The organism is Stenotrophomonas veracruzanensis, assembly GCF_032911525.1.
Classification (GTDB): Bacteria; Pseudomonadota; Gammaproteobacteria; order Xanthomonadales; family Xanthomonadaceae; genus Stenotrophomonas; species Stenotrophomonas africana.
On the sequence record NZ_JAWJTI010000036.1, the window covers coordinates 1 to 23943 of the forward strand.

General features: G+C 66.9%; 24 protein-coding genes. 8 read left to right on the plus strand and 16 right to left on the minus strand.

The features are described from left to right. Positions 1-52 precede the first annotated feature (52 nt). Positions 53-502: an azurin gene (gene azu / locus R1H25_RS16985; protein ID WP_317224158.1), complete on the minus strand. Its 450-nt coding sequence runs from the start codon at positions 500-502 to the stop codon at positions 53-55. Between the two features lie 123 nt (positions 503-625). Between azu and R1H25_RS16990 the strand changes: the two genes are divergently transcribed. After that, complete coding sequence (locus R1H25_RS16990) at positions 626-1228, plus strand: HAD-IA family hydrolase (RefSeq protein WP_317224159.1); 603 nt, start codon at positions 626-628, stop codon at positions 1226-1228. A 93-nt stretch (positions 1229-1321) separates the two neighbouring features. Here the strand turns inward: R1H25_RS16990 and R1H25_RS16995 are convergent, their stop codons facing one another. Continuing rightward, on the minus strand, positions 1322-2548 hold the full coding sequence (locus R1H25_RS16995) for an acetylornithine transaminase (RefSeq protein ID WP_317224160.1): 1227 nt from the start codon (positions 2546-2548) through the stop codon (positions 1322-1324). Positions 2549-2611: 63 nt separating this feature from the next. Between R1H25_RS16995 and R1H25_RS17000 the strand changes: the two genes are divergently transcribed. Continuing rightward, positions 2612-3484, plus strand: a complete 873-nt coding sequence (locus tag R1H25_RS17000; RefSeq protein WP_054172451.1) for an ion transporter — start codon at positions 2612-2614, stop codon at positions 3482-3484. A 55-nt stretch (positions 3485-3539) separates the two neighbouring features. On the opposite strand, the gene R1H25_RS17005 is transcribed toward R1H25_RS17000, so the two are convergent. Both R1H25_RS17005 and R1H25_RS17010 read right to left on the minus strand, forming a co-directional pair. Continuing rightward, positions 3540-4532, minus strand: a complete 993-nt coding sequence (locus R1H25_RS17005) for a YiiG family protein (RefSeq protein WP_317224161.1) — start codon at positions 4530-4532, stop codon at positions 3540-3542. Positions 4533-4625: 93 nt separating this feature from the next. Then, the gene (locus tag R1H25_RS17010; RefSeq protein WP_317224162.1) at positions 4626-5444 is read right to left on the minus strand and encodes an NAD(P)-dependent oxidoreductase; all 819 of its coding nucleotides are present in this window, start codon (positions 5442-5444) and stop codon (positions 4626-4628) included. A gap of 108 nt (positions 5445-5552) precedes the next feature. On the opposite strand from R1H25_RS17010, the gene R1H25_RS17015 reads away from it, so the two are divergent. Further along, complete coding sequence (locus R1H25_RS17015) at positions 5553-6236, plus strand: hypothetical protein (protein WP_317224163.1); 684 nt, start codon at positions 5553-5555, stop codon at positions 6234-6236. A 109-nt stretch (positions 6237-6345) separates the two neighbouring features. Here the strand turns inward: R1H25_RS17015 and R1H25_RS17020 are convergent, their stop codons facing one another. Together R1H25_RS17020 and R1H25_RS17025 are read right to left on the minus strand one after the other, a co-directional pair. Beyond that, entirely contained in the window at positions 6346-6852 is a 507-nt protein-coding gene (locus tag R1H25_RS17020; protein WP_317224164.1) for a DUF2867 domain-containing protein, read from the minus strand. After that, positions 6849-7511, minus strand: a complete 663-nt coding sequence (locus R1H25_RS17025; protein WP_049444404.1) for a serine/threonine-protein kinase — start codon at positions 7509-7511, stop codon at positions 6849-6851. Before R1H25_RS17025 ends, R1H25_RS17020 begins: the two co-directional genes overlap by 4 nt. An 85-nt stretch (positions 7512-7596) precedes the next feature. On the opposite strand from R1H25_RS17025, the gene R1H25_RS17030 reads away from it, so the two are divergent. After that, a complete protein-coding gene (locus tag R1H25_RS17030) occupies positions 7597-9594 on the plus strand; it encodes a VTT domain-containing protein (RefSeq protein ID WP_317224165.1) in 1998 nt (665 codons plus the stop codon). A 122-nt stretch (positions 9595-9716) separates the two neighbouring features. Here R1H25_RS17030 and R1H25_RS17035 read toward each other — a convergent pair whose 3' ends face one another. The 3 genes from R1H25_RS17035 to R1H25_RS17045 form a co-directional block, all read right to left on the minus strand. After that, on the minus strand, positions 9717-10295 hold the full coding sequence (locus R1H25_RS17035; RefSeq protein ID WP_010484006.1) for an LON peptidase substrate-binding domain-containing protein: 579 nt from the start codon (positions 10293-10295) through the stop codon (positions 9717-9719). Beyond that, on the minus strand, positions 10292-11656 hold the full coding sequence (gene mpl / locus R1H25_RS17040) for a UDP-N-acetylmuramate:L-alanyl-gamma-D-glutamyl-meso-diaminopimelate ligase (RefSeq protein WP_099588694.1): 1365 nt from the start codon (positions 11654-11656) through the stop codon (positions 10292-10294). Before mpl ends, R1H25_RS17035 begins: the two co-directional genes overlap by 4 nt. A gap of 328 nt (positions 11657-11984) precedes the next feature. Then, on the minus strand, positions 11985-12548 hold the full coding sequence (locus R1H25_RS17045) for an adenylate kinase (protein WP_014038375.1): 564 nt from the start codon (positions 12546-12548) through the stop codon (positions 11985-11987). A 136-nt stretch (positions 12549-12684) separates the two neighbouring features. Between R1H25_RS17045 and R1H25_RS17050 the strand changes: the two genes are divergently transcribed. Together R1H25_RS17050 and R1H25_RS17055 are read left to right on the plus strand one after the other, a co-directional pair. Then, positions 12685-13941, plus strand: a complete 1257-nt coding sequence (locus tag R1H25_RS17050; protein WP_049444411.1) for a 6-phosphofructokinase — start codon at positions 12685-12687, stop codon at positions 13939-13941. Between the two features lie 118 nt (positions 13942-14059). Continuing rightward, a complete protein-coding gene (locus R1H25_RS17055; RefSeq protein WP_317224166.1) occupies positions 14060-14449 on the plus strand; it encodes a DUF488 family protein in 390 nt (129 codons plus the stop codon). Positions 14450-14519: 70 nt separating this feature from the next. Here the strand turns inward: R1H25_RS17055 and R1H25_RS17060 are convergent, their stop codons facing one another. Continuing rightward, positions 14520-15023 (minus strand): hypothetical protein, encoded by a 504-nt coding sequence (locus tag R1H25_RS17060; protein ID WP_317224167.1) that lies wholly within the window; start codon positions 15021-15023, stop codon positions 14520-14522. A 359-nt stretch (positions 15024-15382) separates the two neighbouring features. On the opposite strand from R1H25_RS17060, the gene R1H25_RS17065 reads away from it, so the two are divergent. Further along, a complete protein-coding gene (locus tag R1H25_RS17065; protein WP_057501184.1) occupies positions 15383-17410 on the plus strand; it encodes a sodium-translocating pyrophosphatase in 2028 nt (675 codons plus the stop codon). Positions 17411-17461: 51 nt separating this feature from the next. Here the strand turns inward: R1H25_RS17065 and R1H25_RS17070 are convergent, their stop codons facing one another. The 5 genes from R1H25_RS17070 to R1H25_RS17090 are packed head-to-tail and all read right to left on the minus strand — an operon-like array spanning position 17462 to position 20414. Next, positions 17462-18181 (minus strand): energy transducer TonB, encoded by a 720-nt coding sequence (locus tag R1H25_RS17070; RefSeq protein WP_088480395.1) that lies wholly within the window; start codon positions 18179-18181, stop codon positions 17462-17464. After that, positions 18178-18603 (minus strand): TonB system transport protein ExbD, encoded by a 426-nt coding sequence (gene exbD / locus R1H25_RS17075; protein WP_088480396.1) that lies wholly within the window; start codon positions 18601-18603, stop codon positions 18178-18180. The genes R1H25_RS17070 and exbD overlap by 4 nt, the downstream gene beginning before the upstream one ends. Positions 18604-18612: 9 nt before the next feature. Further along, positions 18613-19341 carry a tonB-system energizer ExbB gene (gene exbB, locus R1H25_RS17080; RefSeq protein WP_088480402.1) on the minus strand — a complete coding sequence of 243 codons (729 nt, stop codon included), beginning with the start codon at positions 19339-19341 and terminating at the stop codon, positions 18613-18615. Continuing rightward, positions 19328-19795 (minus strand): YbaN family protein, encoded by a 468-nt coding sequence (locus R1H25_RS17085; protein ID WP_005410928.1) that lies wholly within the window; start codon positions 19793-19795, stop codon positions 19328-19330. The genes exbB and R1H25_RS17085 overlap by 14 nt, the downstream gene beginning before the upstream one ends. Before the next feature lie 31 nt (positions 19796-19826). Beyond that, positions 19827-20414, minus strand: coding sequence for a biliverdin-producing heme oxygenase (locus R1H25_RS17090; RefSeq protein WP_088480397.1), 588 nt, complete (start codon positions 20412-20414; stop codon positions 19827-19829). Between the two features lie 107 nt (positions 20415-20521). On the opposite strand from R1H25_RS17090, the gene R1H25_RS17095 reads away from it, so the two are divergent. Beyond that, on the plus strand, positions 20522-20779 hold the full coding sequence (locus R1H25_RS17095; protein WP_049444427.1) for a DUF2789 domain-containing protein: 258 nt from the start codon (positions 20522-20524) through the stop codon (positions 20777-20779). A 93-nt stretch (positions 20780-20872) separates the two neighbouring features. On the opposite strand, the gene R1H25_RS17100 is transcribed toward R1H25_RS17095, so the two are convergent. After that, positions 20873-23791 carry a TonB-dependent receptor domain-containing protein gene (locus R1H25_RS17100; protein WP_317224168.1) on the minus strand — a complete coding sequence of 973 codons (2919 nt, stop codon included), beginning with the start codon at positions 23789-23791 and terminating at the stop codon, positions 20873-20875. Positions 23792-23943: the final 152 nt, after the last annotated feature.

Consider the following 23943-nt stretch of genomic DNA (forward strand, 5'->3'; position numbering starts at 1 on the left):
GGGATTAAGTCGTTTGTGCACAAACGACTTAATCCCCTCCGTCCCCTTTTTTTCAACCGAAGACGAATTTGCCCTTCATCATCGCGAAATGGCCGGGGAACGAGCAGAAGAAGGTGTAGTCACCGCCCTTCTGCAGGCCCTGGGTAGAGAAACGCACGCGTGTGGTTTCGCCACCGCCGATCACCTTGGTGTGCGCCAGCACGCGCTTGTCGGCCTTCGGCAGGTAGCTGTCGGCCAGGGTCATGCACATGCCCGCCATCGCCACCGGCTGGTAATCGGCACTGCGGGTCAACACCCAGTTGTGGCCCATCGCGGTGGCGGCCAGCTTGCCGGTGTGGCGCAGGGTCAGGTCCACGGCGGTGCAATCGGCGGCGACCTTGATCTCGCGGCTGCTGAAGCTCATCTGGTCCGTGCTGTCGATGCTCACCGCACACACCCGCGCCATCGCCGACGGCGCCAGCATCAGCGCGCCCAGTCCCACTGCCACCCTCCAAGCCTTCATCGTTGCATCTCCTGCGGATTCAAGCGCCATTCTAGGCAGCCCCCCATGGCCGCGTCTGCGACCGTCTGTCGCATGGCTGCTCCAGGGTTTCCCGAGTGTTCATTGCAATGGCATGCTCGGCCGATGCGGATCGATCTGTTGCTGCTGGATGTGGATGGCGTGCTGGTGCACTACCAGCGCGTGCAACGTGTACTGCACCTGGCACAGGCACTGCAGATTCCCGCTGCGGCGGTGCAGGCTGCGATGTACGACAGCGGACTGGAAGCGGCGCATGACAATGGCACGCTGGATGGCCCGGCCTATCTGGCGCAGTTGGGAGAGCTTCTGGGCACGACTGTCGATGTGGCTGCATGGATCGCCGCGCGGCGGGCCGCCAGCCATCCGCAGGCTGCGGTGTTGCAGCGGCTGCAGGCCCTGCAGCTGCCAATGGCGGTACTGACCAACAACGGCGCGCTGATGAAACAGGTGTTGCCCACCCTGCTGCCGGAGCTGTCCCCGGCCCTGCGGGAGCGCGTGTTCTGCAGCGCGGATTTCGGCCTGCGCAAACCCGCACCCGAAGTCTTCCTGCGCACGCTGGAGGCGCTGGGGGTGGTGCCTGCACGCACGCTGTTCGTCGATGACCTGTTCGCCAACGTACGCGGCGCACGCGCCGCCGGCCTGCACGCGGAAACCGTGCGCGATGGCCGGGGATTGGGGAAGGTGTTGAAGCGTTATCGGATTGCGTGAACCACTGTAGAGCCGAGCCCATGCTCGGCTCATCGCAGTGTCAGGCAACAGCAGCCGAGCGTGGGCTCGGCTCTACAGCTGTTGCTGCCGGGTTCAGCGCGCCGCAATGAACCCGGCAATCGCCGCACGCAGGCGCTTCAGGCCTTCGGCCACTTCCTCGTCGGTGATGTTCAGCGACGGCACGAAGCGCAGCACGTCCGGGCCGGCCTGCAAGGTCAGCAGACCCTGCTCGGCGGCGTGGTCGAGGATCGCACCGGCCTGGCCGGCGAAGTCCTTGCTCAGCACCGCGCCCAGCATCAGGCCACGACCACGCACGTCGCTGAACACACCGAACTCGTCATTGATGCGGGCGAAGCCATCGCGCAGCGCCTTCGACTGGCGGCTGACGTTGGCAGCGATCTCCGCCGAGGCCAGCTTGCGCAGTGCCACGCGGGCCACCGCAGCCGCCAGCGGGTTGCCACCGAAGGTGGTGCCGTGCGCACCGAACTGCATGGTTTCGGCCACCTTCGGGCCGGCCAGCATCGCACCGATCGGGAAGCCGCCACCCAGCGCCTTGGCCAGGGTGACCATATCCGGCACCACGTCGTCCTGCCAGTGCGCGAACAGCGTACCGGTGCGGCCCATGCCGGCCTGGATCTCGTCCAGCACCAGCAATGCGTTGTGCTGGTCGCACAGTTCGCGCACGCGCTTGAGGAAGCCGGACTTGGCCGGCATCACGCCGCCCTCGCCCTGGATCGGCTCCAGCATCACCGCAGCCACGTCACCGGCGGCCATCGCGGTTTCCAGCTGCACTTCGTCGTTGAAATCGATGTAGCGGAAGCCACCCGGCAGCGGCTCGTAGCCTTCCTGGTACTTCGGCTGGGCAGTAGCGGTGACCGCGCCCATGGTGCGGCCGTGGAAGCTGCCGCGGAAGGTAATGATGACGCGCTTGTCGGCCGGGCGGCCCTGGCTGGAGGCCCACTTGCGGACCATCTTGATCGCCACTTCGTTGGCTTCAGCGCCGGAGTTGCACAGGAACACGCGCTCGGCGAAGCGGCTGGCCTTGACCAGTTCTTCGGCCAGGTGCAGCGGCGGCGCGCTGTAGAACACGTTGCTGGTGTGCCAGAGCTTGCCGGCCTGTTCGACCAGCGCGGCCACCAGGTCTGGATCGTTGTGGCCGAGGCCACACACGGCGATGCCGGCGGCCAGGTCGATGAACTCACGGCCCTGGCTGTCCCACACGCGGGCGCCCTGGCCTCGCTCCAGTACCACCTGGCGGGGCTTGTAGACCGGCAGGTAATAGTGCGAAAGGGAGATCAGCGGATCGGTAGCGGCGGTCATGGCAGTCGGCAGGGTTCAGGAATCCCCATTCTCGCGCCGGAACCCCTGCGGCACAATGCGCGCATGCGACCGTTTTCCGCCCCCCAGCTGAACCCCGCCACCGAGACCGGCTGGCGCCGTCGGTGGTTCGACATCATCTACCGCCACGACACCCGGCCCTCGCGCAATTTCGACCTGATCCTGGTGGTAGCGATCGTCGCCAGCATCCTGGTGGTGATGATCGACAGCGTGCAGCACCTGCATGCCGAATGGTCCACCGGCCTGTACATCCTGGAATGGGGCTTCACGATCATCTTCACCGCCGAGTACCTGCTGCGGCTGGCGGTGGTCAAGCGCCCGCTGCGGTATGCGGTGAGCATCTGGGGCATCATCGACCTGCTGTCGATCCTGCCCGCCTACCTGTCGATGTTCATCCCCGGCGCGCAGAGCCTGCTGGTGGTGCGCGCGCTACGCATCCTGCGGGTGTTCCGCATCCTGAAGCTGACCCGCTACATCGAGGAAAGCGGCGTCCTCATGACGTCGCTGTGGCGCAGCCGTCGCAAGGTGCTGGTGTTCCTGTTCACGGTGATCACCATCACCATCATCGCCGGTGCGCTGATGTACGTGATCGAAGGCCCCGAACACGGCTTCACCAATATCCCGGCCAGCATGTACTGGGCGGTGGTGACCATGGCCACGGTCGGCTTCGGTGACATCGTGCCGCAGACCGTGCTCGGCCGCTTCGTCACGTCGGTGCTGATCCTGATCGGCTACAGCATCATCGCCGTACCCACCGGCATCTACACCGCCGAACTGGCCAGCACCATGCGTGAAGCCGAACAGGCCGCGCGCCGTGATGCGCGTGGCTGCCCGGACTGTGGCCTGGAAGGTCATGAACCGGATGCACTGCACTGCCGCAAGTGCGGTGGCAAGCTGCCGGATGCGTTCAACCATTGATGCGAGCGCCGGCGATGTACACCGGCGCTCGCTGATCACGCCATGAGCGGGAGCGCTACTGGCGGTTGCTCTGGAAGACCAGCGAGTTGTATTCCTGCATCAGCTTGCTGGCCGAACCGCGCGGCGCCATCGACGGCGAATCAAGCATGCGTCGTTCGAAATCGGTGTAAGGCTTTTTCTCGCTGACGCGCTGCAGCCGCTCCTTGCCTTCGCGCCGGAAGTTCTCGGCCTCGCGCTCGAAGCTGCTCCAGTCCAGCTTGCCCGGCTCCTGATCAGCCACCTTCGCATGTGCTTCATCGGAAATGCGGTTGAAGGCATCCAGGCGTTCGCGGGCCTTGGCCTGATCGAAATCATCCTCGCTCATCAGATCCATGATCGCCTTGGCTTCCAGCATCATCGCCAGACGGTAGTACTCGCGCGTGCGACCCTCGGCCTGCTCCAGCGCCTTGAGCTGTTCGCGCTGGGCGGCGTCGTTCTGACGCTCCAGCTCGGCGTTGAACGTTTCGCTGGCAGCCACGAAATCCTTGAAGGCGGCCATCAAGGGCGCGTGCAGCTGCTTGCCCTTGGCAAACTGGTCGTCTTCGTAGTCCTGGCGATCGTAGTAGTCGTGCGCGTCCTTGCTGACCGGCACCAGCGCCTTCAGCGCCTGCTGGTAATTGCCTGCAGCAGCATCGAGATCGGTCAGCGCCGGCTTGGCGGCGATCGCCTCGGTTACCGGGGCGTCGCACTGTTTCATGTCGTAATCGCTGATCTCGAACGGTCCGTACACGTGCGTCTCGCGTCCGGTCGGGCCAACGTCGACGTCCTTGATCCAGCGTGTGTAGGACTGGATGCTGCCGTGGGTTTTCGAATCCAGCGCGTTGAAGCAGCCGATGTAAGCGTTGAGCTTGGCGGTCAACTGCTGCTGTGTGTCAGACGGGGCAGCGCTGGCGTCCGGCGTGCCGGAGGCAGCGGCGCCGCCCCCATCTGCCGGTGCCTTGCCACCGCAGGCGGTCAGGATCAACGACAGCGAAGCGGCCAGCGCCGCGACGGAAAGAGTGCGTGACATGTGCTTACATCCCTGTTGAAAACGATTACAGCCACGCATTCTAGCGCAGCAGGCCGAGGGTCGCAGCCCTCGGCCTGTTCCGGCGACAGGCGATCAATCCAGGAACAGATCCGGCAGCAACGGACGCGACGGATCCACCGCGTAGCCCGAAAGATCGGTGATGCCGACCTGCGCCAGCACTTCATCGTCGATCAGGAACCGACCGTGGAAACCCGCCGCTTCGCGCACCAGCACCGCATGCGCGGCATCGGCCATGATCTGCGGCGTGCGGCAGCCGGCCGCATCCACGCCCGGAATCATGTTGATCGCATCAGTGGCGATGACCGTGCGCGGCCACAGCGCATTCACCGCCACGCCCTGCGGACCGAATTCCGCGGCCAGGCCCAGGGTGACGAAGCTCATGCCCATCTTCGCCAGCGTGTAGCCGGTATGTGCACCCCACCATTTCGGCTCCAGGCTCGGCGGCGGCGCCAGGGTCAGGATGTGGGGGTTCGGCGCCTGCAGCAGGTACGGTAGGCAGGCCTGCGCGCACAGGAAGCTGCCGCGCGAATTGACCTGCTGCATCAGGTCGAAACGCTTCATCGGCGTTTCCAGCGTGCCGCGCAACCAGATCGCGCTGGCGTTGTTGATCAGGATGTCGATGCCACCGAAGGTGTCGACCGTGGCGGCAACTGCGGCCTGTACCTGCTCTTCCTCGCGGATGTCGCACTTCAGCGCCAGGCCCTGGCCGCCCGCGGCTGTGACCGCTTCGGCTGCGGTATGGATGGTGCCCGGCAGCTTGGGATTCGGCACCGACGACTTGGCCGCAATGGCCACGTTGGCGCCGTCGCGCGCAGCGCGCAGTGCGATGGCCAGGCCGATGCCACGCGAGGCACCGGTGATGAAAAGCGTTTTGCCCTGCAGACTGCCCACGTTCCACACTCCAGCGTATGCAATGAGCCGCTAGTATGCCGCGCCGACGCGGAGTTCACCCGCCCTTGACGATACTCGGGCCTCCAGACAACGCACGAGGTTCACGCCATGCGCCGTTCCCGCCTGTTGCTGCCTGCCATGGGGCTTGTCCTGCTGACCGCCTGCCAGGGCCGTTCGCCGGAACCCGGAAAGGAGCCGCCCGCCGGTGACGCGCCCAGTGCGGAGAAGGCCGCCGCCGACGGCAAGATGCGCTGGAGCGAGGCGGTGGTCTGGGATGGCGACCTCAACGCCTGCCGCCAGGGCGAGAACGCGGCCACCCGCGATTGCCTGCGCGATGCGATGCGCGCCGGTGGCGCCAGTGCCGATGCCATCACCGCCGCCGAACAGTTGTCCACCGGCGGCGAGCTGGCCTATGTGACCGCGTGGCACGAGAGCGAAGGACTGGGCATTGCCACGGTCGAGTATCCGTTCCGCGCCAACACCAATGAAGGCACCCGCCTGGTCGATGCCAGTGGCAAGCGCATCGATGTGGATGCCGTGCAGCTGGACGACACCCTGCGTGCCGACCCCGCTGTACAGGCCCTGCTGAAGGACCACCCGCAGGCCACGCCGTTCGCACCGGCACAGTCGGCCGGCGCCTCGCCACTGGAAAACGGCGGCATCCGCGTGATGTACCGCACGCCGCTGCGCGACTGCCACGCTTGCCCGGATGTCGGGCAGTTGCAGATCGCCTACGACTTCGACGCCAAGCGCAACTTCATCGGCCAGCAGGTCGTGCCGGCGACGCCGTAAGGCCACCGGCCTCTGTAGAGCCGAGCCTCGCTCGGCTCATTGAATGCAGCTGAGCATGGCTCGGCTCTACAATACGGCTCTGCCCGGCGCATCCACGCATGGCGTGGATCTACCGGTACAACTGCACCTGCTTTTCCAGCAGATGCGGCACGATCAACCGATGCACCGGGGCAACCGGCAGCATGTACGCACGCCCGAACGCGTTGTGTGTATGCACCACCGTCGTTACTTCCAGCACATCGCCCTGCCACTGCAGGGCCAGCTGCACGCGAAGATGGCGGTCGTCGTCTTCCAGCACGATGGCATCGTCGTGCAGCGACTGCAGGGTGAAGATGCCCAGCCGCTGGCCGGGTTGAGGATCTTCGACCACCTGCATCGCACGCAACGATCCCAGATGCTTCATGCCGAGCAGGCGCATGCCGTGGTTGCGCAGCGCCATCAGCCCATCGAACCAGCCGGGAATGGTCGCCGCCATATCGCGATAGGCCTGCAAGGCCGAGCGCCCATCGCGACGGGTCGTCGCCTGGCAGGCGTGCACGAAGTCGGCACCGGGCAACTGCGCACGCAGCGCACTGTCGGCACTCGGTGGGCCGGTCACTACCCGCGAAGCCTTCACGGCTTCGGCCCCTGCCCTTCGTTGTCTTCCCAATGCAGGATGCGGCGGGTAACGAAGCGGTAGACCGGCTTGCCGGTGGCAAACCACAGTTCGCGCACCCACGAGGTGCGCTTGAGCACGCGCTTCTCCACCGGGGTGAGCGATTCACGGCAGTACATGCGCTTGTGCTTGAGCAGGTGGCGCAGGTCCTCGCGGGCCAGCAGCCGCATCCAGCGCGAGCGCGGGTTGCCGATCACCGCCAGCTGGAAGTCGATCAGCGCCGGGCGGCCATCTTCGGTCACCAGCCAGTTGGCCTCCTTCGCCAGATCGTTGTGGGCCACGCCGTTCCGATGCAGCTGCTGCAGCAGCCTGCGCGCGGAACGGAACCAGGCCAGATCGCCGCGCGGCGGGCGCTGGTACATGGCATCGCCGGCCATGAAGCTGCGGTCCAGGTGATGGCCATCCCAGGCCAGCAGCTGCGGCACATCGGCCATGCCATGGATATGGCGCAGCGCGCGTGCCTCGCGACGTGCAAGCCACCACGCCGGCAACCGCAGCCACAGCGGCGTGGCGCCAAGATCGCGGCGCACGAACGGACCATTGGGCCCTTCAACCAGAAGGATCTGACCGAAACTGTCGGCCTTCAAAGCACGGTGGGGAGCGTCTGGCGTATGCGGCATGGGCCCATTCTAGGCGATGGCGCCGGTTGCAAACGGTCACCAAGCGGCTGGGAACCAGTCACCTTCACGCCCCTATAATCGGACAATGGACTCTTCATGGATCGACGCCACGCTCGCGTGGATTGCCGCTCACCCCGTGCTGGCGGGTGCCGTTATCTTCCTCATCGCCTTCTGCGATGCGGTGATCATTCTTGGCGCCGTCGTGCCGGCGCTGCCACTGCTGTTCGCGGTGGGCGTGTTCATCGGGCTGGGCCAGATCTCCGGGCCGTACGCGGTAGCGGCTGCAGCGCTGGGCGCGTTCGCCGGCGACGGTATCAGCTACTGGATCGGCCGCCGCTGGGGCGACCGCCTGCGTGGCGTGTGGCCGTTCAGCCGTTATCCGCAGCTGCTCGACCGCGGCGAGAACCTGTTCCGCCGCAACGCCTTCAAGAGCATCCTGATCGCACGTTACGTGGGCGCAATCCGCCCGTTCGTGCCGGCCATCGCCGGCATGATGAAGATGCCCGCCAGCCGCTACGTGCAGGCCAGCGGCATCGCCAGCATCTCCTGGGCCGTACTGTTCCTGGCCCCGGGCTGGATCCTCGGTGAAGCGTATGACGCGGTGGCCGCCGTAGCCGGACGACTGGTGGTGGTGGTCGGCCTGCTGTCAGTGATCCTTGGCCTGGTCTGGGCCATCGTGCTGTACGGCTACCGCTGGTCGGCCGCGCGCATGGACAACTGGCTGGCGCGACTGCTGGACTGGTCCAACCGCCACCCGACGCTGGGCCGCTACACCGTCGGCGTGCTTGATCCCAAGCGCCGTGAATCGGTGCCGCTGGCGATGCTGGCGCTGATGCTGCTGGTGCTGGGCTGGGGCTGGTTCGCGCTGCTGACCGTGGTGGTCGCACACGGCGAGCCGCTGGCGATCGACCTGCTCGTACACCAGGCCATGCTGGCGCTGCGCAACCCGCTGGCCGATTACCCGATGGCCGCGCTGGCGTCGCTGGGCGCCTGGCAGGTACTGCTGCCGGCCACCGCGGCGGCAATGGGCTACCTGATCTGGCGCCGGCGCTGGATGGCGGCCGCGCACTGGCTCGCCGCCCTCGCCTTCGGCCTGGCGCTGACCATGCTGCTCGGTGCCACCGTGGATGTGGTGCGCCCGGTCGACGCCAGCAGCGGCTTCGGCTTCCCGTCGGTGTCGGTGACCATGGCCACCATCACCTTCGGCTTCTTCGCGGTATTGATCGCGCGTGAGATGCCCGGCCGCACCCGCGTCTGGCCCTACCTGGTGTCAGGCATCGTGGTCAGCCTGATCGGCTTCTCGCGCCTGTACCTGGGCGCGCATTGGCTGAGCGATGTGATCGGCGGCATGCTGTTCGGCACGTTCTGGCTGCTGGTGCTGGGCATCGCCTACCGCCGCCGCTTCAACCGCTCGTTCTGGGTGAAGCCGGTGGCGTGGCTGTTCTACGGCGTCTTCGCCGTGGCGGCGATGTGGTACGCGCCACGCAACATCCCGGTGAAGCTGGAACGCTTCGAACCGACCCTGCCGGCCCCACAGGCGATGGACATGCAGGCCTGGTGGCAGCACGACTGGGTGACGCTGCCGGCGCGCCGCAACGAGTTCGACGACGACCAGCGATGGCCGCTGGACGTGCAGGTGGCGGGCCCATTGGCGCCACTGCAGGCGCAGCTGGAAGCGCGTGGCTGGAAGCGGCAGGAACAGGCCGGCTGGCAGCAGGCGCTGCTGATGCTGGACAAGAACACCGGCGCCGACGAACTGCCGGTGCTGCCGGCCACGCTGGACACCCGTGTGGAAGCACTGCTGATGGTGCGCCAGGGCGCGCAGCCGGAGGAGCGCTACGTGCTGCGCCTGTGGCCGGCACCGGCACAGCTGCAGCCGGGCAACACGCCATTGTGGCTGGGCAGTGCACAGACCCTGCGCTACGAGCGTCACTTCGAGTGGATCGGCATGTGGCATCCGCTGCGCGGCGTCGACCCGGCCTTGAACGCGGTGAAGGAGGCCGTGCAGGAGCTTCCGCAACGCGAGGACGTGCACAGCGAAACCGGGCTGCCGGTGCTGCGGTTGAAGACCACCACGCCCTGACCGGTACCGGTCGCGATCACCCAGTGTAGAGCCGAGCCCATGCTCGGCTGCTCTTCGCGGGATCCATCAGGCCGAGCATGGGCTCGGCTCTACAGCAGATCCACGCCCTGCGTGGATGGCTTCTACGGCATCCAGCCCAGCAACTGCTGCAGGCGCTGGTGCGGGTCATCCATCTGCAGCAGCTGCAGGCGCTGCTGCTCGCTCAGCGGCAGCAGCTCGGCCAGCCGCCAGCCGACCCAGCTGGCCTGGTCCAGCAGCGCCGGATTGGCCGGCGCATAGGCCTCGCCGGCCTGTTCGATGATGTGCCCCAGCACCGTGGCCAGCAGTGCATGCTGCGGCCGCAGTTCGTCGTCAGGGTCTTCATCGCACCAACGCACGTCGGCTACCACCAGCCCGTTGTCACGCACGCGCGTGCGCTCGACATGGAAACGACGGGTGCCGCGCAGGCGCAGCTGCAGCACGCCGTCAGCGCCGACATCGAAGTCTTCGATGCGTACCTGCACGCCATACGCCGCCGGTGTCGCCGGGGCCCCCACTTCCTGGCCGTCGAGGATCAGGCAGACACCAAAGCCCTCACCACTGCGGCCGCTGTCGCGGACCAGATCCAGGTAGCGGCGTTCGAACACGCGCAGGCCCACCGCCGCACCTGGCACCAGCGTGGTGTGCAGCGGAAACAGCGGCAGCGAACCGTCGACGCTCATCGGGCCTGCAGCGCGGCAAGGAAGCGGCGCGGTGCGCCGTCGAAGCCACCGTTGGACATGAACACCACATGGTCACCACTGCGCGCGCTGGCCTGCAATTGCGCCAGCAGCGCGTCGGTATCGGGCACGGCGTGCGCCTCGCCACGCACCTCGGCGATCACCGCAGCAGCATCCCAGGCCAGTTCCGGGCGATGCAGGAACACGACTTCATCGGCCAGCACCAGCGACGGTGCCAGCGCCTGCGCATGTGCGCCCAGTCGCATCGAGTTGCTGCGGGGTTCCATCGCGACCACGATGCGCGCATCGCCCACCTTGGCACGCAGGCCTTCCAGCGTGGTGGCGATCGCGGTCGGGTGGTGGGCGAAATCGTCGTAGACGGTGATGCCGTCATGGCTGCCGATCACTTCCATACGGCGCTTGACGCTACGGAAGCGTGCCAATGCCGGGATCACCTCGGCCGGTGCCACGCCCACTGCATGTGCGGCAGCCAACGCGGCCAGGCCGTTGAGCACGTTGTGGCGGCCCAGCAGCGACCACTGCACATCGCCCAGCGCCTGCCCACGATGGTGCACACGGAATGCACTGCCATCGGCAGCCAGCAGCTCGGCATGCCATTCCAGCGAAGGATCGAATCCGAAACGCTCGACCGGGGTCCAGCAGCCCATTGCCAGCACTTCGGCCAGATGCTGATCCTCACCGTTGACGATCAGTCGGCCGCGCGCCGGCACCGTGCGCACCAGGTGATGGAACTGGCGCTGGATCGCGGCCACGTCCGGGAAGATGTCGGCGTGGTCGTATTCAAGGTTGTTGAGGATGGCCACCAGCGGCCGGTAGTGCACGAACTTGCTGCGCTTGTCGAAGAATGCGGTGTCGTACTCGTCGGCCTCGACCACGAACTCGCGGCCCTGGCCCAGGCGGGCAGAGACGCCGAAATCCTCGGCGACGCCGCCGATCAGGAAACCGGGCGAACGACCGGCGCTTTCCAGCAGCCAGGTGAGGATGGTGGTGGTGGTGGTCTTGCCGTGGGTGCCGGCCACGGCCAGCGTGTCACGGCCCGGCAGCACCTGTTCGGACAGCCACTGGGCACCGGAAATGTAGCGCTGGCCGGCGTCGAGCACGGCCTCAACGGCGGCATTGCCGCGCGAGAGTGCGTTGCCGATCACCACGTCGTCGGTACCGGCCGGCACGCTGTCGGCGCGGTAGCCCTGGTCCAGGGTGATGCCCAGCTGCTCGAGCTGGGTCGACATCGGCGGGTAGATGGCCTGGTCGCTGCCGCTGACCGTATGGCCCAGTTCCCGCGCCAGGGCGGCCACGCCGCCCATGAAGGTGCCGGCGATTGCAAGGATATGTACGCTGCTCATGACCGGGGATTGTGACCGATGACGGCTGTATAGGGCCAATGTCCGCTCCCGGGTAAGACAAGTCCTACACAGGATGTGAGAAAACTCCAATCATCTGTCAGGGAATTCCCGATAGCGATGTTCTGTGAACCCGGACACAATTCGAACTGCCAGCCGCAGTACCCGAACCGGTCCTACTCCCCAAGAGGCCATCCCCAAGGGAGCTCATGCTGCGGGGCCCTGAGCAAGCCCTCCGCTGGCGCCTATCAAACGACACAGGCCTGATCCTCGCGGACCAGGCCTGTGTTTTTTACGCCCGAAGGGCCGGACGCGTGCCGGCCCTGCCGGATCAGGCCTTGATCGCTGCCAGGATGCGGGCTTCGATCTCGTCCAGCTCACCAACGCCATCGACGCGGGCCAGGGTGCCACGGCCGGCGTAGAAATCGACCACCGGGGCGGTCTGGTCGTTGTAGACCTGCAGGCGCTGGCGCACCGCTTCCGGATTGTCATCGGCGCGGCCCTGCTCCTTGGCACGACCGGCGATGCGATCGACCAGCAGCTCGGTGGCCACGTCCAGCTGCACCACGGCGTCCAGCGGCTGGCCGATCTTGGCCAGCAGGCCGTCCATCGCATTGGCCTGGGCCACATTGCGCGGGTAGCCATCAAGGATGAAGCCCTTGGCGACATCAGCCTGGGTCAGGCGCGACTCCAGCATGCCCAGCAGGATGTCGTCCGACACCAGGTTGCCGGCATCCATCACCGTCTTGGCCTGCTTGCCCAGCTCCGTGCCGGCGGCGATTTCCGCGCGCAGCATGTCACCGGTCGAAATGTGGGCGATCCCCAGCTTTTCCTTCAGGCGCGTCGCCTGTGTCCCCTTGCCCGAACCGGGCGGTCCCAACAGAACCAATCGCATTGACCTGACTCCAACGTGTTGAAAATTAAGAAGGTTCGCGCCCCGGACGGACCGGTATCGCTGCACCGCAATAGCGCCACTTTACCGCATACGGGTAATGTCACTGCAATGTCCCCTCCCCCGAGCAGGTAGAAGCATGCGCAACGGTACTCTCCTTTATGCCCAGTCCGGCGGCGTCACCGCGGTCATCAATGCCACCGCAGCGGCAGTGATCGAGCAGGCCCGCGCCAAGGGCATCAAGGTCCTGGCTGCCCGCAACGGCATCCTCGGTGCGTTGCGCGAGGAGCTGATCGACACCAGCAAGGAGAGCGCCGCCGCGATCCGCGCCCTGGCTCATACCCCGGGCGGTGCCTTCGGCTCGTGCCGGGTCAAGCTGAAATCACTGGACGCCGACCGCGCCCGCTACGACCGCCTGCTGGAGGTGCTGCGCGCACATGACGTGCGCTGGTTCCTCTACAACGGTGGCAACGATTCGGCCGATACCGCGCTGAAGGTCTCACAGCTGGCCAAGGCCTCCGGCTACGACCTGACCTGCATCGGCGTGCCCAAGACCATCGACAACGATCTGGCGGTGACCGACACCTGCCCCGGCTTCGGCTCGGCGGCCAAGTACACCGCGGTCTCGGTGCGCGAAGCGGCGCTGGATGTGGCGGCGATGGCCGAGACCTCCACCCGCGTCTTCATCTACGAGGCGATGGGCCGCCACGCCGGCTGGCTCGCTGCGGCAGCCGGCCTTGCCGGTAACGGCGATGACGAAGCGCCGCACATCATCCTGCTGCCCGAACGCGCCTACGACGAGGCCGCGTTCCTGGCCAAGGTCAAGGCCGTGGTCGAGCGTGTCGGCTACTGCGTGGTGGTGGCGTCGGAAGGCATCGCCACCGCCGATGGCCGTTTCGTCGCCGATGCTGGCGGCGGCAAGGACTCGTTCGGTCACTCGCAGCTGGGCGGCGTAGCGGCGCACCTGGCGGGTCGGGTCAAGGACCAGCTGGGCCTGAAGGTCCATTGGGCGCTGCCCGATTACCTGCAGCGCTCGGCCCGTCACCTGGCCAGCAAAACCGACTGGGAGCAGGCGCAGGCAGTGGGCAAGGCCGCGGTCCAGCTGGCGCTGAAGGGCCAGAACGGCGTGATGCCGGTGATCGTGCGCAGCAGCGATGCGCCGTACCGCTGGAAGATCGAAGCGGCGCCACTGTCGAAGATCGCCAACCATGAAAAGAAGATGCCCGCCGGCTTCATCCGCCGCGATGGCTTCGGCATCACCGCCAAGGCACGCGCCTACCTGTCGCCCCTGATCAAGGGCGAAGCCCCGCTGCCGTACGGCACCGACGGCCTGCCGAAATACGTCACCCTCAAGAACGTGGCGGTGAAGCAGAAGCTGACGCCGTTCGAGGGCTGAGCCGAAAAAGGGGACGGAGGGGATTAAGTCGCATCTGCCCCTCCGTTATCTCCAACAGCGTCAGCAGTGGGTCGGATACGACTTAATCCCCTCCGTCCCCTTTTAGTGGAGGCACACCATGGCACTGCGTGTTGTTCGATTGGGTACACCGCGCGCGCCCGGTGAGGGCCTGCGCATCGGTACCGTGCGACGGCCACCACGTGGCGTGCCGCGCAGCGAATTCGCGACACAGGACTGGTACGACGTCTGGTTCCCGACCCTGTCACCCAGCGCGGCACTGGTGAAGCAGGCGCACGAGGCGAAAACGGCCGCGGACTGGAACGCCTTCTTCCGCCACTACACGACCGAGATGAAGGCGCCGGATGCGGCCCACGCGCTGGACCTGCTGGCCGCGATGTCGCAGCACAGCGACATCAGCGTGGGGTGCTATTGCGAGGATGAGGCGCACTGCCACCGCAAGGCCCTGCGCGAGCTGCTGGTGGCGCGCGGGGCGACGCTGGCGGATTGATCACCCGGATGCCGGCCAGCGGCCGGCACTACCCGTGGATGACCGCGTGGGTCCTCCGCCCACGCAAAATTCAATTGCAGGCCTTGCCTTCCATCTGCAGCTGCGCGGCGAACATCGTCACCTTCGGGATCTGGCCGGCCGCAGCCTGCTTCTTTGCTTCTTCCAGGTAGATCCGCGACTGGCCCTGACCGTCCAGGGCCTGGCTGTTGTTCATCGGCAGGCGCCAGACGTGCACGACGGCCTGCTGTGCCGGGCAGGCGGCGCTGGGCACGCGGATCACATCATTGAGCTTCCAGCCCTTGTCGGCACTCGGCTGCGCCTTGGCGTAGTCGACGTAGCGCGCGCGCGGCTGGCACTGCTCGCTGGTCCGCACCGGCGCGAAGCGATACGGCTCGGCCGCCTGACCGGTGAAGGCACCTTCCAGGCGCGCGCAGGCCTCGGGGATCTGCCGCAGGGTGTGCACCGCACCAATGGCCTGGGGGGCACCCACGGCGCGCTGCAGCTCCGGGGTTTCCGCAGCGAGTGCCGGTACAGCCGGGACCAGGGCGGCAAGCATCAACAGGGACAGGCGCATGGGAGATCTCCTACAGGACTGAGCGCAGGCTTGCAGAGCCTGGCTTAACGGGGTGCAAAGGCCTGTGGCTCTCGAATCATGGCCATGGCCCGACGGCATGCGCCGCGCGCATGGCGATGCCTTCCATCTTGAGGGCACCCACAGGATCAGGAGGCGCGCCTCGTAGAGGCCAGTCGAGCATGGCTCGACTCTACAAGTGGCGGCACGCATACTGCGGGCACCAGGGAATGCTGAACACCGCCATACGTCGGACGACCACCAAGGTCGGTACGGGTTGGTTCCAGGCTGCAGCCCGTCGTCCCCCTCGTGGTGCCGTTCATCGCCACTGGATGCCTACATCCATTCTGCGGAGGGGTCTAATGCTGGAACGTCACGGGCTGTCACTGGCGCTGGGCTGCGCCATTCTCGCGATCCTGTTCGGAATCGTCTCGGCGCGCTGGATCCTGCGCCAACCCACCGGCAATGAACGCATGATCGCGATCGCCACGGCGATCCAGGAAGGTGCACGTGCCTACCTCAACCGCCAGTACCTGACCATCGGCGTGGCCGGTGTGGTGCTGTTCGTGCTGGTCGGTGTGTTCCTCAGCTGGTACACCGCGATCGGCTTCGCGGTCGGCGCGGTGCTGTCCGGCGCGGCCGGCTACATCGGCATGAACGTGTCGGTACGTGCCAACGTACGCACTGCCGAGGCTGCACGCCACGGAATCAGCGCGGCGATGGACGTCGCCTTCCGCGGCGGTGCGATCACCGGCATGCTGGTGGTCGGCCTGGGCCTGCTGGGCGTGGCCGGCTACTACGCACTGCTGCTGCGGATGGGCCTGCCGATGGAGCAGGCGCTGCACGCGCTGGTCGGGTTGGCGTTCGGTTCGTCGCTGATCTCGATCTTCGCGCGCCTGGGCGGCGGCATCTTCACCAAGGGCGCCGACGTCGGCGCCGATCTGGTCGGCAAGGTCGAAGCCGGCATTCCCGAAGATGATCCGCGCAACCCGGCGGTGATCGCCGACAACGTCGGTGACAACGTCGGCGACTGCGCTGGCATGGCCGCCGACCTGTTCGAGACCTATGCGGTGACCGTCATCGCCACCATGCTGCTTGGCAGCCTCATGCTGGCCGAGGCGGGAGCCAATGCGGTGCTGTATCCGCTGGTGCTGGGCGGCGTTTCGATCATCGCCTCGATCATCGGTGCGCTGTTCGTCAAGGTGAAGCCGGGCGGCTCGATCATGGGCGCGCTGTACAAGGGCGTGATCGTGTCCGGCGTACTGGCCGCCATCGCCTTCTACCCGATCACCACCGGGCTGATGTCCGACAACGTGCACGGGCCGATGGCGCTGTATGGCTGCGCGTTGATCGGCCTGGTCCTGACCGGGCTGATTGTGTGGATCACCGAGTACTACACCGGCACCCAGTACAAGCCGGTGCAGCACGTGGCGCAGGCGTCGACCACCGGCCACGGCACCAACATCATCGCCGGCCTGGGCATTTCGATGAAATCCACCGCGCTGCCGGTGGTGGCCGTGTGTGCGGCGATCTGGGGTGCGTTCGCGCTGGCCGGCCTGTACGGCATCGCCATCGCCGCCACCGCGATGTTGTCGATGGCCGGGATGATCGTCGCGCTCGATGCCTACGGACCGATCACCGACAACGCCGGCGGCATCGCCGAAATGGCCGAGCTGCCCTCGGAGATCCGCGACATCACCGATCCGCTGGATGCGGTGGGCAACACCACCAAGGCGGTGACCAAGGGCTATGCGATCGGTTCGGCAGCGCTGGCCGCACTGGTGCTGTTCGCGGACTACACGCACAACCTGCAGGCTGCACATCCCGGGCAGGAGTTCCGCTTCGACCTCAGCGACCACACGGTGATCATCGGCCTGCTGATCGGCGGCCTGATTCCCTACCTGTTCGGTGCGATGGCGATGGAAGCGGTCGGCCGCGCGGCGGGTGCAGTGGTGGAAGAGGTGCGCCGCCAGTTCCGCGAGATCCCCGGCATCATGCAAGGTACCGGCAAGCCGCAGTACGACAAGGCGGTCGACATGCTGACCCGCTCGGCGATCCGGGAAATGATCGTGCCGTCGCTGCTGCCGGTGGCGGTGCCGGTGGTGGTCGGCCTGCTGCTGGGGCCGCGCGCACTCGGCGGCCTGCTGATCGGCACGATCGTGACCGGCCTGTTCGTGGCCATTTCGATGACTACCGGCGGCGGCGCCTGGGACAACGCCAAGAAGTACATCGAGGACGGCCACTTCGGCGGCAAGGGCAGCGAGGCGCACAAGGCCGCGGTGACCGGCGACACCGTCGGCGACCCGTACAAGGACACCGCCGGCCCGGCGATCAATCCGCTGATCAAGATCATCAACATCGTGGCGCTGCTGCTGGTACCGCTGCTGTAGATCCACGCCATGCGTAAACCCGTAGAGTCGAGCAAGCTCGGCTCTACACGGTCACCGCCCGCGCAGGAAGAACGACACCGGCACCATCACTTCCACCGGGTCGCCGGCCACTTCGGCCGGCGGCGCCGGCAGCGGGCTGGCCCGCTGCACGGTGTCCAGCGTCTCCTGGTCGAGCAGCGCGAAGCCACTGCTGCGGCCCAGTTTCAACCCCGAGACCGCGCCATCTCGGGCCACGGCAAAGCGCACGTAGACCACGCCCTGCTGGCGCAGCCGCTCGGCCTGGCGCGGATAGCGCCGATGCTTCTGCAGATGCCCGAGCAGGCGCCCTTCCCAGGTTGCCTCGGCGCGACTGCGTTCGCCGGCCGTGGTCTGCGGTGCGGTGTAGCGTGCGGCCGCGTCGGCCGCCACCTGCGGCGGTGCGCTGGTCTGCGCAACGTTGGCGTCAGCGGTGTCCGGCGAGGGCGTCGGCTCCGGCGTACGCGGGGGTGGCAGGTCACCCTGCGGCTGCGCCGGCGCCTTCGGCTGCTCGCGCAGGGCCGGCTTCGGCGCCTGCCGCTGCTGTTGCTGCTGCAGTGGACCGGTGGCGACCTCGCGCGGCGGCACCGGCGGTGCCTGCGCCATCGGTGCCAGTTCCAGCATCAGCGCGGCGGGCGGCGCCGTCGCAGCCAGCACCGGTGCGCGCGTCACCCACCAGCAGGCCGCGCCGATCAGCAGCGCGTGCACCAGCAGCACGATCGCCAGGCTGGTCGCCCAGCGCCGCAGTCCACTCATCGTGCGCCTTGCTCCAGGCCGACCAGCGCCACCTTCAGGTAACCGGCCGCACGCAATGCATCCAGCGTGGCCATCAGTTCGCCGTAGGGCACGTGGGTATCGGCGCGCAGGAAGATACGCTGCGCGGTGTCACTGTGGGTGGCCGCCTGCAATGCAGCCGCCAGCCCGTCGCGCGCTACGGCCTGTTCGCCAACGCGCAGCGACAGATCGGCCTGCACGGTCACATACACCGGCGCCTGTTCGGGCGGCGTGGCACTGGCGCTGCTGGCTGGCAGCTGCACCGGCACCGACACGGTCGCCAGCGGTGCGGCCACCATGAAGATGATCAGCAGCACCAGCATCACGTCGATGAAGGGCGTGACATTGATCTCGTGCGCTTCTTCGGGGGCATCTTCGCGGCCGGACGCGGTCCTGATCGCCATCGTCGTGCCTCAGTGCACCGCACGCAGCGGTGCCGCTGCGGTACGCGGCACGGTGCGATCGAGATCGCGCGAAACCAGCTGCTGCACAGCCGCCGACAGGTCGCCGAGCAGACCCCGCAGGCCGGCCAGCACACGGCTGAAGTGGTTGTAGACCAGCACTGCGGGAATCGCTGCAACCAGGCCCAGCGCGGTCGCCAGCAGGGCCTCGGCGATGCCGGGCGCAACTACCGCCAGGTTGGTGGTGTTGCTGTGTGCGATGCCGATGAAGCTGTTCATGATGCCCCACACCGTGCCGAACAGGCCGACGAAGGGCGCCACCGCGCCGATGCTTGCGAGCACACCGATGCCGCGCCGCTGCACGCGCGCGGTCTCCAGCTCGATACGGTCCAGGCGCGATGCAATGCGCTCCTTGATGCCGTCGCGCCCTTCCAGATCCTGCGACAGGCGCAGTTCGGTGCGGGCCGCATCCAACATCGCCAGCGCAGTGCCCTGCTGCACACTGGCATCGGCGCTCTCGCCGGGCAGGCTCGGCGCCTGCAGCAACAGCGCGCGCGCTGCACGCAACTGCCGGGCCTGGCAAGCCAGTTCCCAACCCTTGGCCAGCAGCACGGTCCAGGTGGCCAGCGACGCCAGTGCCAGCGCGATCATCACGGCCTTCACCACCACGTCGGCGGCCAGATACATGCCCCACGGGGTCAATGCGGGGGCGGCCACAGGGACCAGGTCAGCAGGCAGCATCGTCTCGGTTTCCATCAGCATCAGGGGTCGCTGCGCGACGACGGGCCGCGCGCGGATCATTGGCGTCGTCCACTTCCACGACCGGATGGGGCTCCAGCCGCGGTGCCGGTCGGCTCAGCACGTAGCCGGCGCTGACCGCGAAGAACAGGCCCACGCCCAACAGCAGGCGCCAGGACGGGTGCGCGCCCCAGCAGAACAGGGCAAAGCCCAGCGCCATGCCGGCACTGGCAAACGCTTTGCCCTTGCGCGACACCGCCCCCTGCTCACGCCACAGCCGCAATGACGGGCCATAACGCGGATGCGCCAGCAGGCGCTGCTCGAACTTCGGCGAGCTGCGCGCGAAGCAGCCCACGGCCAGGATCAGGAAGATGGTGGTCGGCATCACCGGCAGCAACGCGCCGATCACCCCGAGGCCCACCATCAACCAGCCCAGCGCGAACCAGAGCCAGCGCATCAGCGCTGCACCTGTGGGCGCGCGCCGTGCATCAGGCGAATTCCACTTCGACGTGGCCGTGTACGCTGCGGAACGCGGCGTCGGCCGCGTCGATCACCTGCTGCTCCTGCTCGGCACTCAGCGGCACCGCGTCCAGCGCAGCGGTGAACTCGCGCCAGTGGCGCGCCGCGCCATCCGGATGCGCGGCCAGGTGGCGGGCGCCGAAATCACGGTCCAGGCCTAGCCTGGCGGCCATCTTGTACAGAATGGTGCCGCCCAGGTTGGAGCCTTCAGCCACGTACAGCCACCCCAACGCGGCGGGCAGCGCCAGGTCCGAGGGCAGCGCGTCGATGTCCGCACCTGGCAGGGTCTGCTCCAGGTCCTGCAGGTCGCGTGCGATCTGTGCCAGGCGACGGCGCTCATCGAGATCGGGCAGCAGTGCGTCCAGCGCAGGGTTGGCATACAGCGCATCGATGCTGCGGTGGAAGCGATACTGCACGCGCAGGAAGCGAGCGAAGTTGCTGCGGTCGGCGAAGATGTCGCCGGCCATGATGCGCTTGTCCAGGGCACCGTGGCTGTCGCGGGTGGCGGCCTTGAGCCGCAGGCTGCGGCTGTCTTCGGGAGCGATGTGTGCGTTCATGGGGGAATGCCAAGGGGGTCGTCCTGCTGTAGACGTTCGCCACGGGGCTTTCCCCAAGGCCATGTGCACCGATAATGGTGCATCCCTTCTTCCCGTAGGAACCGACGATGATCACCACCGAACCGCGCATGACCAACCTGTTCCTGCAGCTGGGCCTGGACGCCAGTGCCGAGGGCATCGCCCGCTTCATCCGCGAGCACCAGCTGGCTACCGATGTCGAAGTGGTCGAGGCACCCTACTGGAACGATGCCCAGCGCCAGTTCCTGTCTGAATCGCTGCAGGCCGATGCAGCATGGACCACCGTGGTGGACGAGCTGAACGAGTCCCTGCACGAAGACGCGGTGAAGGCTTCGACCGGGCTGTAAGCAGACGCCGGGCGTGGCCAGGTGCTGGCGATTGCACGGCAGAAGCGGTGCGGACCAAGGTCCGCACCCACCAAAGGCGCTCTGCGCTGGTGATCAGTACTTCCAGGTCAACGCCAGCCGCGCGGTGCGGCCCGGGGCCGGCATCACGCCCAGGGCAAGCGGGTCCAGGTAATAGCGGTCGGTCAGGTTGTCCACGCCGGCTTCCACCGACAGCTGGTCGTTGAAGCTCCAGCTGGCGAACAGATCCACCAGGGTGTTCGGCCGGTACAGCTGCTGGATCGCCGACAGGCCCACGTTCCAGTCCTTGTCCAGCTTGCTGATCGGGCCGGCGTTGTGGACCACGCGGGTACCGAAGGTCAGGCGTTCGTCGAACAGGCGCGAGCCCAAGGTCAGGTTGACCATGTAACGCGGCGGATTCTGGGTATTGGTGTACGAGCCTTCGAAGCCACCATCCACGCAGTCGGGCGTGTTGGCCAGCTCGCCGTTCCTGCGCTGTGCGCCGTAGGCACGGCGCTCGGCGGCGATGTCCGGCGCGCAGGTCTTGGCCTTGAAGTAATAGTGCGCGGACAGATCGGCAAATACCTTGCCGCTGTCATAGCTGGACTGGAACTCCATGCCCGAGACCTTGAACTGGTCGACGTTGCGGATCAGGCCGGCCGACAGCGTGCGGTAGTCACGGGTGATCAGGTCGTCGATGCGGGTATCGAAGTACGCCAGCTTCAGCGCCAGGCGATCACCTGCAGTGAACAGGTCATAGCGGAGGGTGCTGGCACCGATTTCCCAGCTGCGCGCGCGCTCCGGCTTCAGCTCACCCACCGGCTTGGCGGCGGTGAACAGGCCCAGCGTGGTCTCGAACAGGCTCGGCAGCTTGGTGCCTTCGGCATACTTCACGTAGACCATGGTGTCTTCGCTGAAGCGGTAGGCCACGCTGGCAGTCGGCGAGAACGCGGTGTCGCGACGGCGGATCGGCTGCGACCAGGTCCAGCTGACCGGCACTTCCAGGTCCTGCGCCTTGCCGGCGTCGTAGAAGTTCCAGCCACCGATGTCGCCCACCGTGCCCTTCTTGTACGGTGAGGCCAGCAGCGATTCCCGGGTGAAGTTGCCGTTGGCGTCCGGGTACCAGTTCAGCAGCGCGATACGCTTGGCCCGCCACGACGGCAGCGCCGGGTTGCCATTGAGCAGCTCGGTGTAGCGGTACTGGCCCTGCACTTCATAGGCATCGGGCGTGGCCAGGCGGTTGCGGTCATGCACATCCACGCGGTTCCAACGGCCGCCGGCCAGCAGTTCCCATTGCTCATCGGGCTGCCACTTCAGCGAGGCCACGGCACTGTATTCCTTGCGCTCGGCATTGCGCAGGAAACGGTTGTTGACCAGATCGTCGTGCATGACCGGCCCCGAACTGCCCGGCGCGATGTCTTCGTCGCTGTAGGACAGGCCGTAGTCGAGGGTGAACGCACCGGCACGAGTATCGAACTTCGAGGTGTTGCTGGCATCCAGGCCGAAGCGCTTCTGTCGCAGCGGGTTGCGGTAGGCATCCTTGTAGCCGGGGTCGCCACTGAAGCTGGGCGCGTCGTACCACTCGGTACGGCGATCGAAGTACCAGGGGGTGATACCGGTCAGGCTGTTGTACATCACGCTGTCGGTGTCGGTGTACGCGGCATTGACGCGCAGGTCGATCAGCTCGCTGTCCGGATTGAAGCGATAGCGCAGCGTGTAGCTGTCCATGTCGACGTGGCCCGGATCCCATTGCGGAATGCGGTCACGATCCACACGGATGATCTGCGAGGCCATGATCTCGCCGGCGGTGCCTTCGTAGCGGCGGTAACCGGCCTCCAGCGTCTGCGCGTCGTCGATGCGCCAGGTGCCCTTGAGCAGCGCCGACTTCGAGCGCGCCGAGGTATTGAAGACCTCGGTGTGCGGCGGGTTCAGCGGTGCCAGCGTGCGCCGGGTCTGCGGGAAGTCGTCGTAGCCGTGCTTGCCAGAGAAGTAGTTTCCACTGTCGCGGTAGGCGTAGGCAGCAACCAGATCGAAGCGGTCCCACTGACCGGCCGCAGCCACGTTGAAGAACTGGCTGCCGGTGGCGCTGCGATCGCTGCGCGGCGCGGCGCTGTAGGACGGCAGGTTGTTGGCGCTGGCGTTGGCCAGGCCGCCACGCACGCGCACGCCGAAGTCGCGGCCTTCGCGCAGCACGTCACCGATCTTCAGCGTCTCCATCTCGACCACGCCACCGATGCCACCGGAGGCATTGGCCTGCAGGCTCGGGCCCTTGGTGATGGTCAGGCTGGAGATCAGGTCCGGGTCAAGGTAGGTGCGCTGTGACTGGCCAGCATAGCCGCGATAGGTATCCATGCTGGACTGGCCGCCATCGATGATCACCGGCACGCGACCCTGGCCCTGGATACCGCGGATGTTGACGTCGAAGCCATTGCCGACGCGCGGATCGCCGGCAGTAACACCGGCCACGCCCTTGATGATGTCGCCGTTGGAGGTGCCGCGGAAACGTTCCAGGTGCGTGCGGTTGAGCGTGGTGGTGGAGCCGACGCTGCGATAGCTGTCGAGCAGGCGCGCCTCGTCGCTGGTCGCGCCCGCATCGACGCGGTTACCGGCCACGCTCAGCGTATCGGTGACGATCACACCGCTGTCGGCCTGCGCCGGCGTCGCCGCTTCCAGCGTGACTGCATCTGCGCTGACCCGGCGCACCGCCAGGCCACTGCCCTGCAGCAGCAGCTGCAGCGCCTCGTTGGCCGGCAGGCTGCCATTGACCGCACGCGAGGTCACACCCCGGGCCAGAGTGGCCGGATACACGACCTGCACGCCGGACTGGCGCATATAGCTGCGCAGCGCTTCATCCAGCGGCTGCGCGGGAATGTCGAACCGCTGCACGGCAGCGTGATCGCCGCTGGCGTTCTGCGCCAGCACGGATGGCGTGGCAGTGGCTAGGCCGGCAGCCAGCAGGGCGATGCACAGGCGGGACGGGCGCAGCGCGCGGCCCGTGCGGTGGGAGTCGAACATGGGGAACCTGTCAGGTAATCGGTGCCGCAGGCGCGGCGTCATCCGCAACACGGGCGGACACGGCGACGTACGTGGCGGCGGCGGGTACGTTCGCGGAGTAAGACGGATGAAAACGTGGCAACCCCAAGAGCGATTTGCGGTCGCGGTGGGTG

What these genes read in the sequence shown, in the direction of transcription:
- R1H25_RS17025 (WP_049444404.1), bottom strand. Translation starts at nt 7,511, where the DNA reads ATGCCGCATACGCCAGACGCTCCCCACCGTGCTTTGAAGGCCGACAGT.
- R1H25_RS16995 (WP_317224160.1), bottom strand. Translation starts at nt 2,548, where the DNA reads ATGACCGCCGCTACCGATCCGCTGATCTCCCTTTCGCACTATTACCTG.
- R1H25_RS17085 (WP_005410928.1), bottom strand. Translation starts at nt 19,795, where the DNA reads ATGCGCTGGCTCTGGTTCGCGCTGGGCTGGTTGATGGTGGGCCTCGGG.
- R1H25_RS17090 (WP_088480397.1), bottom strand. Translation starts at nt 20,414, where the DNA reads ATGAACGCACACATCGCTCCCGAAGACAGCCGCAGCCTGCGGCTCAAG.
- R1H25_RS17065 (WP_057501184.1), top strand. Translation starts at nt 15,383, where the DNA reads ATGCTGGAACGTCACGGGCTGTCACTGGCGCTGGGCTGCGCCATTCTC.
- R1H25_RS17095 (WP_049444427.1), top strand. Translation starts at nt 20,522, where the DNA reads ATGATCACCACCGAACCGCGCATGACCAACCTGTTCCTGCAGCTGGGC.
- azu (WP_317224158.1), bottom strand. Translation starts at nt 502, where the DNA reads ATGAAGGCTTGGAGGGTGGCAGTGGGACTGGGCGCGCTGATGCTGGCG.
- R1H25_RS17060 (WP_317224167.1), bottom strand. Translation starts at nt 15,023, where the DNA reads ATGCGCCTGTCCCTGTTGATGCTTGCCGCCCTGGTCCCGGCTGTACCG.
- R1H25_RS17100 (WP_317224168.1), bottom strand. Translation starts at nt 23,791, where the DNA reads ATGTTCGACTCCCACCGCACGGGCCGCGCGCTGCGCCCGTCCCGCCTG.
- mpl (WP_099588694.1), bottom strand. Translation starts at nt 11,656, where the DNA reads ATGAGCAGCGTACATATCCTTGCAATCGCCGGCACCTTCATGGGCGGC.
- R1H25_RS17050 (WP_049444411.1), top strand. Translation starts at nt 12,685, where the DNA reads ATGCGCAACGGTACTCTCCTTTATGCCCAGTCCGGCGGCGTCACCGCG.
- R1H25_RS17045 (WP_014038375.1), bottom strand. Translation starts at nt 12,548, where the DNA reads ATGCGATTGGTTCTGTTGGGACCGCCCGGTTCGGGCAAGGGGACACAG.
- exbD (WP_088480396.1), bottom strand. Translation starts at nt 18,603, where the DNA reads ATGGCGATCAGGACCGCGTCCGGCCGCGAAGATGCCCCCGAAGAAGCG.
- R1H25_RS17070 (WP_088480395.1), bottom strand. Translation starts at nt 18,181, where the DNA reads ATGAGTGGACTGCGGCGCTGGGCGACCAGCCTGGCGATCGTGCTGCTG.
- R1H25_RS16990 (WP_317224159.1), top strand. Translation starts at nt 626, where the DNA reads ATGCGGATCGATCTGTTGCTGCTGGATGTGGATGGCGTGCTGGTGCAC.
- R1H25_RS17015 (WP_317224163.1), top strand. Translation starts at nt 5,553, where the DNA reads ATGCGCCGTTCCCGCCTGTTGCTGCCTGCCATGGGGCTTGTCCTGCTG.
- R1H25_RS17005 (WP_317224161.1), bottom strand. Translation starts at nt 4,532, where the DNA reads ATGTCACGCACTCTTTCCGTCGCGGCGCTGGCCGCTTCGCTGTCGTTG.
- R1H25_RS17055 (WP_317224166.1), top strand. Translation starts at nt 14,060, where the DNA reads ATGGCACTGCGTGTTGTTCGATTGGGTACACCGCGCGCGCCCGGTGAG.
- R1H25_RS17035 (WP_010484006.1), bottom strand. Translation starts at nt 10,295, where the DNA reads ATGAGCGTCGACGGTTCGCTGCCGCTGTTTCCGCTGCACACCACGCTG.
- R1H25_RS17000 (WP_054172451.1), top strand. Translation starts at nt 2,612, where the DNA reads ATGCGACCGTTTTCCGCCCCCCAGCTGAACCCCGCCACCGAGACCGGC.
- exbB (WP_088480402.1), bottom strand. Translation starts at nt 19,341, where the DNA reads ATGCTGCCTGCTGACCTGGTCCCTGTGGCCGCCCCCGCATTGACCCCG.
- R1H25_RS17030 (WP_317224165.1), top strand. Translation starts at nt 7,597, where the DNA reads ATGGACTCTTCATGGATCGACGCCACGCTCGCGTGGATTGCCGCTCAC.